8 protein-coding genes are annotated in these 16,929 nt (G+C 46.3%); all 8 read right to left on the bottom strand.

Annotated elements, in window-relative coordinates; translation table 11 throughout:
• Position 1 precedes the first annotated feature (1 nt).
• The 8 genes from HUZ36_RS12935 to HUZ36_RS12900 are packed head-to-tail and all read right to left on the bottom strand — an operon-like array spanning position 2 to position 16,929.
• Positions 2-7,852, bottom strand: coding sequence for a non-ribosomal peptide synthetase (locus HUZ36_RS12935; protein ID WP_176033066.1), 7,851 nt, complete (start codon positions 7,850-7,852; stop codon positions 2-4).
• Positions 7,853-7,855: 3 nt separating this feature from the next.
• The gene (locus HUZ36_RS12930; RefSeq protein WP_176033065.1) at positions 7,856-12,409 is read right to left on the bottom strand and encodes a non-ribosomal peptide synthetase; all 4,554 of its coding nucleotides are present in this window, start codon (positions 12,407-12,409) and stop codon (positions 7,856-7,858) included.
• A 20-nt stretch (positions 12,410-12,429) separates the two neighbouring features.
• Entirely contained in the window at positions 12,430-13,185 is a 756-nt protein-coding gene (locus tag HUZ36_RS12925; RefSeq protein WP_176033064.1) for a thioesterase II family protein, read from the bottom strand.
• Positions 13,182-13,889: a hypothetical protein gene (locus HUZ36_RS12920; RefSeq protein WP_147390329.1), complete on the bottom strand. Its 708-nt coding sequence runs from the start codon at positions 13,887-13,889 to the stop codon at positions 13,182-13,184. Before HUZ36_RS12920 ends, HUZ36_RS12925 begins: the two co-directional genes overlap by 4 nt.
• Entirely contained in the window at positions 13,886-14,617 is a 732-nt protein-coding gene (locus HUZ36_RS12915) for an SDR family NAD(P)-dependent oxidoreductase (protein ID WP_125254180.1), read from the bottom strand. The genes HUZ36_RS12920 and HUZ36_RS12915 overlap by 4 nt, the downstream gene beginning before the upstream one ends.
• Positions 14,618-14,628: 11 nt before the next feature.
• A complete protein-coding gene (gene fabZ / locus HUZ36_RS12910; protein ID WP_147390328.1) occupies positions 14,629-15,027 on the bottom strand; it encodes a 3-hydroxyacyl-ACP dehydratase FabZ in 399 nt (132 codons plus the stop codon).
• Positions 15,024-16,169 (bottom strand): ABC transporter permease, encoded by a 1,146-nt coding sequence (locus HUZ36_RS12905; RefSeq protein WP_176033063.1) that lies wholly within the window; start codon positions 16,167-16,169, stop codon positions 15,024-15,026. The genes fabZ and HUZ36_RS12905 overlap by 4 nt, the downstream gene beginning before the upstream one ends.
• Complete coding sequence (locus HUZ36_RS12900) at positions 16,162-16,929, bottom strand: ABC transporter ATP-binding protein (protein WP_176033062.1); 768 nt, start codon at positions 16,927-16,929, stop codon at positions 16,162-16,164. The genes HUZ36_RS12905 and HUZ36_RS12900 overlap by 8 nt, the downstream gene beginning before the upstream one ends.

Raw genomic sequence — 16,929 nt, 5'->3', positions numbered from 1 at the left:
GCTAAATCCTCATGCTATTAGTTTGTTCTTGTTGTGATCCCGAGTCTGCTTTGATCTCGATATCGGCGCTCAGTGTTTCTAGGTTGTCGACGATTGCGGCAATATGGGTATGCTCAAACAAAGCCGAAATTGGGATGTTTAAATCCAGCTCTTTGTTACACGCATTCATCAACCGGATAGCTGAGATAGAGTCGCCGCCGGTTTGGAAGAAATTATCTTCAATGCCCACTTGCTCAAGACCAAGTACCTGCTGCCAAATCTCACAAAGCTGGGTTTCTAAAGCATTGCGCGGTGTCACATAGAGGTTATCGGCTTGAAGCTCTGGTGCAGGCAGAGCCTTACGGTCAAGCTTGCCGTTACCGGTGAGTGGAATATGTTCAACTAGGATAAAGTGACTGGGCACCATGTACTCTGGTAATGCAGCACTTAGGGCAAGCTTTAACTCGGTAATTTCAAGAGTAGACTCTGCAACAAGGTAGGCGGCCAATGCTTTGCCTTGCGGTGCAGGTACATCAATCACCACGGCGTTTTGTACGCCTTGCTGATTGGCAATGGCAGCGGCAATTTCACCTAATTCAACGCGATAACCACGGATTTTTACCTGCTCATCGTTACGACCGAGATACACCAAGTCGCCGTTGTCTAGGAAGCGGGCAAGGTCACCTGTTTTGTAGAGTTTGTTATGGCCGGGGTCATGACTAAACGGGTTATCAATAAAGCGCTCGGCATTAAACTCAGGGCGATTTAAGTAACCGCGGGCAACCCCAAGACCTGAAATATACAACTCACCCGGTGCGCCAATAGGCATGGGCTGGAGCGACTCAGATAATACATGAAGATTAACGTTAGGATAGGCTTTACCTATGCCTTGATGAAGGCGAGGGTACGCTTGTGCCAGCATCGCACCGACAGTGGTTTCCGTGGGGCCATATTCGTCGAAGATAGCATTAACATGGCCGCTTAAGGCGTCAATGGCCTGCTCAGTCAGCGCTTCACCACCGAGCATTAGGGTATCGACTTGTGCGTTACTGCCTGGTAAGAGTGCCATGGCAAGACTCGGTGTGGTTTTTACAAAACCAATATTCGCGGCGCTGAGGTGAACTCTAAAGGCGGCAGCATCAAGAATATCGCCTTCATAGACACACACGGTTTGCCCCGCGAGGAGCGGACATAAGGTGGTCGTGACTGACAGGTCAAAACAGTAGTTAGACGAAAAGTCGATGTTACGATACTTATCCCCTAACTGGCGGGTTAAGGCATGAAGGTAATAGAGCACATTGTGCTGAGTGAGCATCACGCCTTTGGGTTGCCCGGTTGTCCCTGAGGTGTAGATGATATAAGCCAAGTTAGTCAAAGCCGTTGGACGCACTAAATTCTCATGCTCCACCGCCAGTGCATGGGTATTGACACGGAGCGCTTTCACGCCTTTTCCAAGCACAGGGTTAAGTGAGGGTAAGTGACTTTCCTGCGTTAGCACCAAGTCGGTATTGGTGTCGGTTAAAATAAATTCAACCCGAGCTTCGGGGTAGTCTGGTGAAACAGGGACATAGGCACCACCGGCTTTGAGCACAGCCAACATAGCAATGAGCATCTCGCTGCTGCGAGAAAAGTAAAGCGCGATAGGGGTATCGGCAGGCAATAGGCCAGCTTGGGCTTTGGGGTGCTGAGTAATGATGTGGTTGGCAAGGGCATTGGCTTTACCGTTTAGCTCGGCATAAGACAGTGCGTCACCGCTGCTGGTTAATATGGCTGTTTGTTCAGGGTGACTCGCGACATGCTGCTCCACGATGCTTGCCAGATCTTTATCGGTGGCAAATAACTCGGCGTTGTCGTGCCATTGACTGAGCGTTGTCTGCATTTGCTTATTGACCAAGCTAATGCTTTGATGGCGTTGTGTTAGCCGCTCCCCCAGCTGAATCAAAATGGCTTGCACTTGGTCAAGGATCCATTCTGCCCGCGCTGCGCTTAACCACTCAGCGTTGTAGTGCATTACAAAGTCTAAGCGGTCTGACTCGCTTTGAGCCACCACAGAAAGTGGATAGTCACCTTTTTCTATTGATTCTCTGAACTTCCAGCTGCCAGTATTTTCTGGAGTCGGGTAGTTTTCAAATACAAAGAGGGTATGGAACAAGCGTTGACCATCACGCTGTAATTTCGACAAGCTCATGTCGCTGTGGCTATTGAGTGCAGCTACGCCTTTTTGAATCGCTTTGAGGATGTCATTGCAACTTGCCTCTGCTTGCCAATTCACCACTAAAGGTAAGGTGTTGATGAATAAACCGACTGCTTGTTCAATCCCATTGACTGGAATTTCACGGCCAGATACGGTGCTGCCAACAATCGTTTGGTTATCACCAGAATAGGTTTGCAGTAACTTATGCCAAGCAAATTGCAGTGCCACGTTGAGGGTGACGCCAGCTTGCTGACAAGTATGTTGTAGTGACCTAAATGTCTCACCTTGAAGGCTAAACTGTACCGATTGCACTTGCTCAACAATTCGACTTTGCGACAAGTCATACTGGCCACCAAGCAACAAGTTTATATCGTTTGCGGTATTAAAGTCAGCTTGTTGCTGCTGCCAGTAGGCCTGCGTTTTCTTTGCATTTTTAAGATAATAAGCTTGCGCTTCTAAATAGGTTTGCTGGGTTTGCACCTCAGGTGTATCCCCAGCACAAAGTTGACGATAATATCCCGCAACCGCTTGCAGCATTAACGGTCCACTCCAGCCGTCATTAATGGCATGGTGCTCGGTTTTGATAAGCGTGTAGAAGTTTTCACCACGCTTAAATAAGCTGAAGCGAATAAGCCCAGGTTGGCTCAGATCAAACGGTATTTGTCTGTCTGCGGCTTGCGCCTCTTGAATAGCTTGTTGTTGGCTGTGTTCGTCAAGGGATGACAGATCTGTGATGGTAAAGTGACTGTCGTCAATACTGGCATCGCGACACACCACTTGAAGTAGGCACTCTTGCCAATCAAAAGCGGTGCGAAGAATTGGAAAGCGAACCGACGCTAAACGCCAAGCATGAATAAAATGCTCAATCTCTAGTGCTTGCTCAATATCCATGACGAGTTGCACCCGATAGGCATCATCTGTTGGGAAATTTACGGCATGATAGATAAAACCTTGCTGTAAACTATTAGCAGGGTAAAGCGCTTCAATATTATAGCGCTTGCTCAGCGCTTGATAATGGTCATAAGACAAATCATTTAACCCCAAGTCGCTTGGGGTTTGCTGCGGCGCTTGCGCGGCTAGTTCACAGCCTGCATTGATGACTTGGAGAAGCGCCATTTCAAAGTGCTCAACAAATGCCAAAGACTGCGATGGGGTTAACCTTGAAACTACATCAAAGTGAAGCGCAGTACCGCGAACTGCACCATTGATGTTGAGTAGTAGTGTGTTATCAGCCTGAGCGTTCGCCTTAGTCATCACATAACCTGCATGAGTATCATCTAGCTGCCAGTCTTGGTTTTGCTGCTGCTGATTCAATTGACCTAAGTAGTTAAAGCTCACCTGAGGGCGGATTGCACTGACTTTATCTGCTTGTACAAAAGCGCCATAACCTACGCCTTTATCTGGAATGTGGCGCAGCATTTCTTTGGTGTTTGCGATGGTTGTAATAACGTCGTTGTGGTGTTCAAGGCGCACCGGATACATACTGGTAAACCAGCCTAGGGTTTGTGACACATCCAAGCCAGGGTCGATATTTTCTCGGCCATGGCCCTCAAGTTGAATGTGGTTGATGCTACTTTCTTCAAACGTGCTGTACAGGGCAATATTGAGGGCGGCCAACAGCAAGTCGTTTATCTCAGTGTTTAAACCCAGGTTGGCCTCTCGTAGCAGCTTAGCGGTTGCTTCTTGTTCTAACATGATGCTGTGCTGTGATTGTGCTGAGTAAGTAGGTTGGCTGGTAAATCCTTGTTGTACTTTTTGCCAGTAATACGCCTGCTCTGGGTGAGTTGCAGGGTAGGCTGCAATGGCATCTACCCATTGACGGTAACTGGTGAGCTTGTCAGTCAGTGCTTTGCCACTCAATAAGGTTTGTAAGTCTTGGCTTAGCACACGCCACGATACGACATCAATAATGAGGTGGTGGAAGGCAAAAAATACCTGATTGCCCTGTGCTGTTTTTACTAACGCTGCCTGCCACAGTGGGCCATTAAATAAATCAAATTGGCTTTGCAGTTTGGTCAGCTCGTCAAACAATACACTTTTACTTAGCTCGGTTGCATCAAGTAATGGCACTTCAAACTCCATTGCCTCCTGATACGCTTGTTTTATCCCGCTGGATGTCTGAACAAAGTGGCAACGTAGCATATCATGATGTGCGCTCAGCGCTTGAATAGCTTGCGTCAGTGCACGATGTTCAATGTGCTTTGGCAAGTTAAGAGTAAATGCTTGGTTCCAATGATTTGGATCTGGTAGCGCCAAATCAAAAAACCACTTTTGGATTGGCAGTAGTGCAAACTCGCCACTTAACGTGCCTTGCTCTGTACGTAGCTCAATGGTGTCGTTACTAACATGATGAATGAGATAAGCTTGCGCTGCGATATTTGGGGCGTCAATAATGTCTTTAACCTGAAGGTTAAAACCAGCTTTACGCAGTGCAGACACAAGTTGAATACTGACAATAGAGTCGCCACCGACTCTAAAAAAGTCATCGTTGACACCCACCTGTTCTAATCCCAATACTGACTGCCAAATACTGCATAGTTGCTTTTCTAATTCGCTGCTGGGTGCTTGATAATTGTCCTCATCCACCACGGTGGGAGTAGGCAGTTTTTTGTGATCAAGCTTACCATTGTTATTAACCGGTAATGCCGACATGATTTCAAAGTAGCTTGGGATCATATAGCTTGGTAAAACCTGAGCCAGCTCCTGCTTTACGGCAGTTAAGTCTAGTTCGCCGTTCTCTGGCACGATATAAGCGGCAAGCTGCTTGTTGCCAGCTTGCTCGAATACCACCACGGCAGCCACTTTGATTTGTGCCAATTCATTCAGTTGTGCTTCTATTTCAGAAAGCTCAATTCTAAACCCGCGGATCTTCACTTGGTGATCGTTACGGCCTAAGAACTCTAACGCCCCTGATTCAGACCAACGTGCTAAATCCCCTGTTTTATAAAGTTTATCCAGCCCAAGTTGTTTGGCCTTTTCGCTTGCAAATGGATTATCGATAAAGCGCGACGCCGTCATCTCTGGTTTATTCAGATAACCGCACGCAAGTCCGGCACCTGCGATAAATATCTCGCCTGTTGCTCCATGAGGTACGGGTTTTTGGTATTTGTCTAACAACAGTACTTGGCGATGATTGATGGCTTGACCAATGGGGACTGGACCGTCAACCTCGGCACACGGATAAAACGTAGTAAATGTGGTGCTTTCAGTCGGCCCATAACCATTAACAATCAGCTCTGGTCGAGCGCTTCTGGCAAGAATACTCTTCACTATGCTTGGGGTGATAGCTTCACCGCCTGTGATAACGCAGCGCACATGGTCATAGATAGTTGGCTGTTGTAAATACAGTGAATCAAATAATGTTCGCGTTAACCAAAGCACACTTACGCTGTGCTGTTTGATTAATCTCGATAGGCTGTCAGGCTCAGCACCTTGTTGTGCACTTGCTACGACCAATTTGCAGCCGTTTATCAGCGGTGTCCAGATTTCAAACGTGGCGGCGTCAAAATTTGGATTAGATAGGTGAATAAATACATCGTCTTCAGAGGTATTTAGTAAGTCGGTGTTTTGCACCAAAGAAACCACACCACGATGGGGTACGACCACACCTTTTGGTTCGCCCGTTGTGCCCGATGTGTAGATCACATAGGCTTCTGTGTGTGCGTTTGCATCTGTTAACACAGGTTGTGCGCCTGCAAGCACTAGGCTATCCAAACAGGTGATTTGCGGGTGAGCTTGACAACTTGAAACCAGCGCTGCAATGCGTGGGCGCAATTCACTTTGGGTCAAGATAAGGCCGAGCTGAGTATCGCTGAGCATATATTCGATGCGCTGATCTGGGTAATCAGGGTTCAGCGGCACATATGCACATCCGGCCTTTAAAATCGCGAGCTTCGCCACAACCATATCGGCAGAGCGCTGACAGAATAGACCGACAAAGCGCTGGCTAACACTAAGGTCTACATGATCTTTAATGTAGGCGGCAAGCCTATTCGCATTTTGTTCTAATTCTTGATATGTCAGCTGTGTTTCGTTCTCAACCAGCGCGATTCGCGTCGGCGTTTTTTGTGCTTGCTGAGTAACTAATTCATGGATAGTAGTGTGCAAATAATCCGCATGCTCATCTACTTCAACCATTGGCGCTCGCTCATCAGCACTTAACAAAGAAATTTGACTATGCGGCTGGTTCTCATCAGCAACCAGGGCATCTAACACCAATGTCATCTGGTAGAGCAATCGCTGTGCTTTACTCGGTGCTAGCATGGTTTCGCAAAAGCTTAATTTGAGTAATAAAATGTCTTGCTGTTCAACGACACTGATGGTGAGCGGGTAGTCTACTTTCTCAATCATTTTATCGAATGACCACTTGAGTACATCTTGCCCTGCTGGCGTTGGGTAATTTTCAAATACAAATAAACTGTTGAACAGGCGAGTATTTGGCTCCTGTAGCTGTGACAATGAAACGCTACTGTGGCCGTTAAGCTCAGCAATTTTGTCTTTCAAAGCGCTCAGTTGGGTGGCAATACTAGCGTCTTCTTGCCATTCCAGTGCCAGGGGCAGGGTGTTGATGTATAAGCCAACACTGGTATGGATCCCATCAACCGGTAACTCACGACCAGAAACTGTCGTACCGACAATGGTTTGCTCAGCATCGCAGTAGTATTGCAATAATTTATGCCAAGCAAACTGCATCAATACATTCAATGTTAGTCCTTGTTGCTTAGCAAACGACTTAAGTTGCTGATAACGCTCTGAGGAGAGTTTTAACTCCCTTGCCGCTGCTTGTCTGATTTGTGAAGAGCCGGATTGGTCAATACTTTTGCTTAATAATCGATTGATATCATTGGGCTCAGCAAATTTTGCTTTTTGAGTCTGCCAATACGTGTCGCTAGATTTTTGGTTTTGCTGGTACAGCGCCTGCGTTTCTAGGTACGCAGTTTCCTCTTCTACGATCACCGGCTCGCCATTAACGAGCTTGCCATAGTTTTGGTGCACGGTTTGTAACATTACCGGAAAGCTCCAACCATCGCTGATACTATGGTGCTCTGCTTTAATCAAGGTGAAGTGTGTAGCGCTGCGTTTAACGATAGCAAAGCGCATTAATCCAGGTTTAGTGAGGTCAAATGGCGTATGGCGATCATCGTGTATTAATTTATCTATACGTGCTTGTTGCTCGATTTGGCCTAATGTACTGAAGTCGTAAAAGCTAAAGTGATCTGGAGTGAACCCAGCTCCTCCTTTGATCACTTGAATAATTTCATTATCCCAGTTAAATGCGGTACGTAGTGCAGGGTAGCGCATTGAAGCCAGTATCCAAGCTTGTTGGTAAGCATCAATGTCGAGCGCTTGATGGTAATCAATCACTAATTGGACGCGATACGCATCGTCGTTAGGCTGGGCAAGGTGATGGTAAACAAAGCCTTTTTGCATGCTGTTGGCATCATAAATAGCACGGATCTCAGAGGCTCTTTTGCGCTCTGTCGCGAGGAGTTGTTCAAAGTCCTGCTCAGAAAAAACCTGCTGCGACGTAAGATAGTCAAGTAATACGGTCTTATTTGCTTTGAGGTAGTCAACCCACTGTTGGCTGAGTCCTTGTTCACCGTGGACAATCTTCAACTTGTCTACGTTGGCCCAAAGCGCAATATTATCCTTTGCAAGTGATTGGCATAAATTCAACATGGTTTATATCTCTAATTCTTGTGTTTTTTCAGACTGAGTTGAGGTGTGTTCTTGTGGTGTTTCATGTAGCTGAGATTGCAATGCGGTGAGTTGCTCCTGTGAAAGGGATTCGGCACCAAAGTCACTCGGTGTACTTACTCCACCATGGGCTTTAGCCTCAAGCGCTACCTCAATTACTTCATATAATGCGTGTGTTAAATGACGTGCAAATGCCTCGGTGAGATTGCCATCAAGCAAGGAATCTACTTTTATTCTCAGCAGTTCCCCTTGAACTAGTGCATTGATATCGAGAAGTAAATTTGAGTTGTTCTGAGCTGAACTTGTCTCAGTTTGTAGCTGGTTGTCTATCTGCCATAGCGCATCACTTTGCCTGCCCATTTGACCTAGGTAATTAAAACTGATGCTTGGCAATGTTAAGCTGGTGTCTTGCAGTTGTGCACAACCAAAACCAAGTCCTTTGTTCGGGATTTGGCGCAGGGCCTCTTTGACATCAATAATGGTGTCGCCCAGGGTGCGCTGTTGTGTCAGCCGTAGTGGATATAAACAGGTGAACCAACCGAGAGTTTGGTTAATGTCAACATCATCGCGCCACATTTCACGGCCATGGCTTTCAAGGGTAACGGCGTGCTGAGTTTGTCTAAATGTTTTACTCAACGCTTGGCATAATGCCGCCAGTAATAACTCTTCACTTTGGGTATTAAACCCAGCGTTGGCGTCACGCAGTAAGTGAGTCGTAGCTTTTGCGTCTAATTCCAACCAAACTGTTGAAGGAGTGGCTGCCATAACTGGTGGATAGCTAGGCAAGTTGGTTGCTACACGTTGCCAAAATGTCATTTCTTGAGGGTGTGCCGCAGGATAAGACTGCATCATCTCCACCCATTGACGATAACTGGTACGTTTAGCGAGCAGCTCACCACGCTCTAGCAGTGTTTGCAGATCTTGGGCAATGATCCGCCAAGAAACAGCATCTATAATTAAGTGATGCAGCGCAAAGTGAAGTAGGTCATATTCTTCACAAAATGCTTGGATATGCGTGACTTGCCAAAGCGGGCCGTGACAAATATCAAACTGACTTTGTCGTTTGTTTAGTTCGGTAACAAGTATAGGAGACTGGCCATCCAGGGTATCAAGCGCTGCCATCGTGCTAGTATCGCGATATTCTTGGCTAATATGGCCTTCAAATTCCATAAAAGTTGTGCGCAACATATCGTGTTGTTCACTCAAACTATGTAATGCTTCTTGCAGTTGAGCGTGGCTATAACCAGTTGGGATTCGAATGGCAAAGGCTTGGTTCCAGTGGTTTTCATCAGGTAATTCCTTATTGAAAAACCACTGTTGTATTGGCAGTAAATCAAAACGCCCAGTTAATAGCCCCTGTTCTTGTACGATTTCGCGTTGAGTTGCCTGCACACTGAGAATGCGTTTACTCAGCGTGTATGCTGTTGGACAGTCAAAAATATCTTTAACTTGTAGCTCAATACCTTGCTGTCGGAGTGAAGCAACGAGCTGAATTGTCAAAATTGAGTCGCCGCCGATGGCGAAAAAGTCGTCTTTGGTACTGACCTTTTCAATCCCCAGTAACGATTTAAATGCCTCGCATAGCAGGGCTTGGGTTTCATCCTCTGGCGCCACGTATTCGTTTTGGCTTGTAAGCACGGGCTCAGGCAAGGCTTTGCGGTCTAACTTACCGTTACCGGTTAATGGAATTTCAGTCAATTCTGTCCAAGTTTTCGGTAGCATGTAATTAGGAAGCGCTTGTGATACTTGTGCTTTGACTTGCTCAATTTGGCCCATAAATTCAGGGTTAAACTTCAAGTAAGCGGCCAGGTATGGGACGTTTTGTAAGGTGCGGTCAATAACTACAGCTTGGGCGACTTCAGGCAGTTGGTTGAGTACGCCCTCGATTTCACCAAGCTCGATGCGATAGCCTCGGATCTTCACTTGGTTGTCGTTGCGACCAATATACTCCAGTTCTCCATCCGGTAAGCGTCTTGCTAAATCGCCGGTTTTATAGAGTTTGACATGGTCTTGTTGAACATCTTGCTCGGTTGCATATGGGTTGCTAATAAAGCGTGTTTGGGTTAACTCTTCACGGTTTAAATATCCCCGAGCTAGACCGGCTCCGCCAATATATAACTCTCCGCTTGCGCCGGGTTCGACTAATTGCAATTTGCTGTTTAATACGTAGGCTTTCATATCAGCAATCGGTCTGCCAATGTGTGACGCCTTAGAGCTAGAGTGCTGTTGCAATGCTTTATAAGTTACATGGACGGTGGTTTCTGTGATCCCATACATATTGACTAGTAGAGGCTGTTCATCGCCATAGTGATGCCACCATGGGTTGAGCATTTCAGGGTTAAGCTTGTCGCCACCAAAAATCACATATCTCAATTGGTCAAAGTTTAATTTGGCACGAAGGGCGGCGGCACTAAATTCGTAAAAGGCTGCAGGCGTTTGATTGAGTACAGTAATGTGGTTGGTTGAGCAATACTGTGCAAATGCTTCAAAATCACGAATAAGACGATTGTCAGGAATACACAGTTGGCCGCCATACAGCAGCGCCCCCCACATTTCCCAAACACTAAAGTCGAAGGTATAGGCATGATATAAGACCCATACGTCTTGGTGGTTAAAGCCATAGTCTTTTGCGGTTGCACTAAACAACCTGGCAACATTTTCGTGGGTTTGCATTACGCCTTTTGGTTTGCCTGTCGTACCTGAGGTATAAATGATGTAGACCAAATCTTTCGGCGACTGATTGATTTTTGGCGCTTCATTGCACTGTTGCTGGGGAGCAAGTGGTGTAACTAATGGACAAGTCACCTGCGCCACATGACATTTATCTTGCGCTGCCGCGTACTGCTGTTCATCGACTAGTAATAGACTTGGGTTGGTATCGCTCAAAATAAACGTTGTCCGCTCGCTGGCATGATCAGGAGACAGTGGCACATAAGCCGCACCCGCTTTAGCCACCGCAATAATTGCAATTAGCATCTCAATAGAAGGCTGCATATATAGCGCAATTAACGTATCAGCGCTAAGTGGCTGTTGATACTCAGACTGGTATTGGTCTCGTAAATGCAGAGCAAGGGCATTGGCTCTGGCGTTCAGGGTTTGATAATCAATAGACTGCGTTTGGGTTCGTAGTGCAATCCGATGCGGGTGCTCGATTGCCGCTTTCTCAAACCATTGATTTAGGGTGATGTCTGAGAAGAAGGTTTTATTTTCTTGGTTGCTGCGTGCCAAAATAAGCTGTTGCTCTGCCTCATCAAGTACGGGAAGTTCGGCCACATTTATATCGCTTGAGTGGGTAAGTAATTCAATAAAGCGTGCTTGAATATCGGTGATCCGTGTCATGGCGACACGAGAGAACACAGATTTTGCCGCGACCACTTTGCGGCACAGGCCGCCTTCTGTTTCAAAGTGGGTAAACTCGATATCAAATTGAGAAACGCCAGGCTCAATAGATACGCCTTTAACGAGAGTGTTACCTGCTGAACCTAGAGTCAGTTCATACCCCTGACGACCAATCATCAACGGGGTGATCCCCGGACGAATACCATTGCTTTTTAATCTGGCCAAGTAGTTACAGGTGACATTAATATGTTTTGCAGCGTCTTTATTGCTGTTACCAGAGAGTAATAACTGCGTCAGCTGGTTACTGACTTCATTGATAAGCGACGCGCCACTGTATTGCTCAATATCGCAAATAGAAACCGTTTCCACGTCAGAGTAGTGACCCAAAATTGCTCGCGTTTTTCGGGTACGACGAGCCATTGGAATACCAATGGTTAAGTCGGTTTGTCCGGTAGTATGAAATAAAGTCAAAAAGACACTGGCGAGCACCACGCTAAAGCTGGTCACGCCAGCTTGAGCGGCTGCCTGTTTTACTTGTTTTAATGCCTGCGGATTTTCTTCGCGAAAGGCAATACCGTCGTAATGGTGTTTGAGTGTCTCGGTATTACTTTGATAAAAGTCGATTGGATAGAGCGCTTGGTTTTCTGATTTGCTGTCGCGGGATGGCTTTTCCTCAAACATCACGTTGTAATCAAGTGGTGCAAGGTTAAGCTCCGTGTTATCAAGCACCGCCTCAATACAAGCGAGTAAGTCACTCATGAGCACTTGCAGCGCCCACTGGTCACAATTGATGTGATGACCTTTAATGATCAGTAACAGTCTAGTGTCAGATCCACAAACATAAAACTGAAAGGTTTCTTTTTCGATATTGATAGCCTGTTCAATTATTGTCTTAGCGGTGTCAGCATCAGTGTGTGAAATGAATTCTGGCGCAACATTAAGTAATAAAGGAGGGGTGCTGAGTAACTCCAGTTGCGGCTCATTTTTTGTGTCATTGATGCAGCTTGACAGGATAGGGTGGCGTACAAATAAAAGTTCGAGGGCTTGTTGTAACACCGGCTTGTTAAGCTCGCCGGTAAATGTCACAGCACAAGCGATATTATAAACCGGGTTGGCCAAATCAAGTTGTTGCGCTTGCCATACGTGAAGCTGTCTTGTTGAAAGAGGCTTGAAGTTGGCGTTAATAGACAGTGAGTTCATTACGTTATCCTTTTTTCGCTCTAACACAGCGGCTTTTGCCAATTTACTTTGTGGTATTTGGTTTGTTGTATGCGGGTTAGATGCCGTGTTACTGCACGGGTGATCACCTCACATGCAAGCGTTGGATGAGGTTGTAAATACATGTGATCGCCCACAACATGATGGTGCTGAAAATGGTTCTCACAGTAGGGATACCAAGCGCGATAAGACTCCGGGCTTACTAAATGATCCTGTGTTGCCAAAATAAGCTCTACAGGCATGGTAAGGGTAATATCCGTGCTTACGGTTTGCTCCGCGAGGGTAAAATCATCCTTAAACATACCTGTGATTACGGTTTCCACTTCTTGGCTTAGGCGGTGCGCTGGCAGCATATCAAGCTGATACAAAGTAGCGAGTAGGTCGCTATCACTCAGTTTCGCGTACTGTGTCACAGATGGAATACAAGGAGCACGACAGGCTGATAGACACACTAAATCTGGGGTTGCCAAGGCATGTTTACGGAGGTGATCAGCGAGCTTATACGCCACCATGCCACCGAGGCTATGACCAAAGAATACGCAAAGCCGCTCACTGCGTGACTGAATTTGCATATTTCTACTTAAGTGATCAAGTACTTCTTCCCAATCCTGCTGAGATTGTATCCCTGCTTTAGTACCGCGACCGGGTAAGTCGATACCGTGCAGCTGCCAATGGTCAGGTAAATACTGTGTCCACTTTCGAAAAAACAGTGATGAGCCGCCGGCGTGATGAAAGCAATAGAGATCAACTGGCATCATAGCTTGAGCTCCAACGTAGGGGTAAATGCTATCGACTGGCCGGTTAGCATGGTGTTGGTTCTCATAAAGTTGACTAGGTATTCAACGAGATCTTGATGGCTAAACACCGCAGGGCGGGCCCCGAGTACACCGCCTTTAAGATTGCGCTTTTGCATTCTTGCGGCTTTGCTATCAGTTGCAAGCAATGGGAGCACAAAACTATTTACCGCAAGCTTACTGCCTTGATACTCTCGAGCGAGTGTCATCATCAGCGCATTATGGGCGTGATTACAGACACTAGCAGTGGCTTCTAATTCGTAATTTAGCGTGTCTGATTGGGTCAAAAACACCAGATTACCACCACTCATCCGTAAGCTATCGGCGATTACTCTAAGCACAACAAAGGCATTTTCCAGCCGAGCTATCACTTGCTCACCGACGCTGATGTCTTCAAGCAACTTGCTCTCATCGAGGCGATTGGCACAATGTAACACCATCACTTCTTGTTGCTTGTTGTGGGTTTCAAACCAGTCTAATAGTACTGCGGTGTCAGATGTACTGAGCGGCGCATCTAAAGATAGATATGTAGCTTCTGGGTTTTGTGCAACAACCAAAGGGCTGGCATTAATCAGCAGTATCGGGTGTTTTTGTGATAATAAATGGGCAATAAAGTGGTTATCAAACTCACCAGTTGGATAGAGCAAAATAAACGCTTGAGCATTCATACCGCAAGCCCTCCGTCTAGCCGGAGGACATTTCCAGTTTGATAATTTGACGCACTTGAAGCGAGATAAAGCGTGGCATCCGCGATTTCCTTTACGCTCCCAACGCGGCCAAGGGCGGTGTGTTTTAACACCGGGTTGATAATACTGGCAGGAATATCATCAATCATATCGGTGGCGATAAAGGTTGGCGCGAGGGCATTACAATAAATGCCACAGTGCCCATATTGGCGAGCAATTGTCCGAGTTAACCCAATGATTGCGCCTTTTGAAGTGGCGTAGTTGGCTTGTCCTTCACGGCCGCTGATCCCGCTTTGCGACACCATGTTGATAATTTTGCCAGCGCTTTGTTTTGTCATTACAGGCAACACGGCCTGGCAGCACTGTAACGTGCCTTTAAAGTTTATGTCTAACACGTCGTGAAATGCGTCGTAAGACATTTGCGAAAACAAACTATCTTGGGTGACGCCAGCATTATTCACCAGCACGTCGACTCGACCTGTGTCGTTAACTGCTCGGCGAATAGCTGCATTTACAAATTCACAATCAATAATATTGCCACTTTGCTGGACAAAGCGAGCTTCATACTCAGGCTGATGTAATTCTGTAATCGGGGTTTGTGTGCGGCAAAGACCGTATACGCGAGCACCCCCTTGTAAAAAGGCCAGTGCAATGCCTTTGCCTATCCCTTTGGATACGCCAGTTACTACGACTGTTTTTCCAGTAAACACAAGCTAATTCCTTAATCCGTGTAAACAATGGTGAGTTCGGCTTTGGCGACCAACTCATCTTCAACATGTGCCTGCGCTTTGAATCGAGCCAGCGCGCCAAACTCGGTCTCTAATTTCGCAGTCACTTTTATGATCTCGCCCGGGCGTACAGGGCGGTTAAACTTAGCCTTCTCAATTGAAGACAGCATGCCTCCTGTATGGGAATTGTTGCAGCAAAGGCCACTTATTTGCGCCATGGTTTCAATAATGAGTACCCCAGGGAAAATAGGCTCATCGGGAAAGTGCCCTTGAAGCCCCGGCTCGTTATGTGAGATAAACTTAAGCCCAACAATCATCTCACCTGGTGAGTGTTCAATGATCTTGTCGGCGAATTTAAATGGTGCCTGATGTGGCAAGTTGTCGGTGATCATGATTTTTCATCTCCCCAGTCAAAGCAAAAGTAAACAATGAGAAAAAACACCACGCTGGTGACACCTAAAATAATCAATTGTCGACTGACAGCCACAAGCTCAACACCTTGGTTGGCTACTAAGCGCAGGGCATCCAAAAAAGCAGTAGTGGGCAGGAGCGACACAATTTCCCGTAACACAGTAGGGAAGTTGGCGGTGTCGAAGTAAATGCCTGATAAAAACATCAATGGAAAATAAAGTAGGTTGGCAATACCAGAAGATACTTCGACGCGTTGGCTGCGTGCGCCAACTAAAACACCGAGCATACAGATACAAAATGAGCCTAACGCCATGACTAAAATGATGTCGACAACATTGCCCTGTAGCGTGTAGCCAAATAAAAAGTGAAATGCCACAAACAAGATAGCCATTTGAAATACCAGCAAGAACAAACGTGCAAGCACGATCCCAATAATGTAATCGCGACGCTTAAAAGGGGAGAGGCGAAGGCGTTTGAAAAAGCCGTTCTGCCTATCAGATACTAGGCTATTGGCAATCGATACTAGTGCCAGGCCCAGAACCTGCAAAACGATGATCCCAGGGATCAACCAATCTGTATAACGGTAGCCTTTGACGCTAACCACATTACTTTGCATCACCTGACCGTTAGCTTGCTCTTTTAGGCGCAATAAATAATTACGTGCCATTAACGACTCATCGGAGTTATGGGTAGAAAACATCGCATTTGGTGCGAGATATACTTCAGGGCTTATCTCATTTTGTAACTTACGCAACACGGACCCAGGAGAGCTAATCACTTCAGCCAATTGTGCCGATGCGAAACTGTCTTCGATTACAATTGAGTCCGTTTGCGACAGGCGGGTAACGGTGATCAGTGGGTCTTCCTCCATGGCTTTTAACCACTTTTGTTCAATTTGCTCACCATGCATTACGACTACATTAATTGGTGACATTTTTGGTCCGCCAGAGAAGGCCTGAATGAGCAATAAAGCGATGAAAATAGGCAAGCCGAACGTCCATAGCAACACCGCTTTATCGCGGAAGAAAGGCCGAATATTGACCATCATTAATTGCCAAAAAGGATATAGCTTTGTTTGACTTGGCTGCGTTTGGTTTAACTTAGTTTGACTTAACTCAGGCATAGCTTTGCGCCTCCATTGTGGAACCTGTAAGTTTTAAAAATACGTCGTTGAGCGTGGCTTTTCTTGGTTCTTTGATCACTGGTGTTTTAAAGGTGCGATTAATGATGGCGCTTGGTGCACCTGACTCAATGATTTGACCTGAGTTGATAATGGCCAAGTTGTCACATAAAAATTCGGCTTCATCCATGTAATGGGTCGTTAACAACACGCAGGTTCCTGCTGCTTTAAGATCTTTGATGATATGCCAAAATTCTTGGCGGCTGGTGGGATCAAGCCCTGTGGTTGGTTCATCTAAAAACACCAGTTTTGGGTTACCCACAACAGCCATGGCGAGAAATACTCGTTGCTTTTGCCCGCCGCTGAGCTCGCTCAGCCAAGCATCTTTTTTCTCGCTCAAATTGAAGCGCGCTAACAGAGTGTCAATTGGCGTATAACTTGGGTAAAAGCTGGCAAATAACTCAACGCATTCTTTTACTTTGAGTTTTTCGTAGAGGTTATTGTGCTGCATTACACCACCCATCAGGCTGCGTAATTTCGTTTCATCCTGCTTCCAGTTGAGTCCAAACAAAATCACCTCGCCAGCAGTGGCACTGCGCAGCCCTTGAAGTATTTCCAACGTGGTTGTTTTACCCGCGCCATTGGGGCCAAGCAGTCCAAAGCATTCTCCTTCGCTCACGCTGAACGACACATCGTCTACAGCGACTTTGCGTGTTCTTTTATAGACCTTCCTTAAGTTTTTCACTTCAATCACGGTTGTCAT

Source organism: Pseudoalteromonas sp. McH1-7, from assembly GCF_013366255.1.
GTDB lineage: Bacteria > Pseudomonadota > Gammaproteobacteria > Enterobacterales > Alteromonadaceae > Pseudoalteromonas > Pseudoalteromonas peptidolytica.
This window is presented reverse-complemented; position numbering and strand designations above follow the sequence as displayed.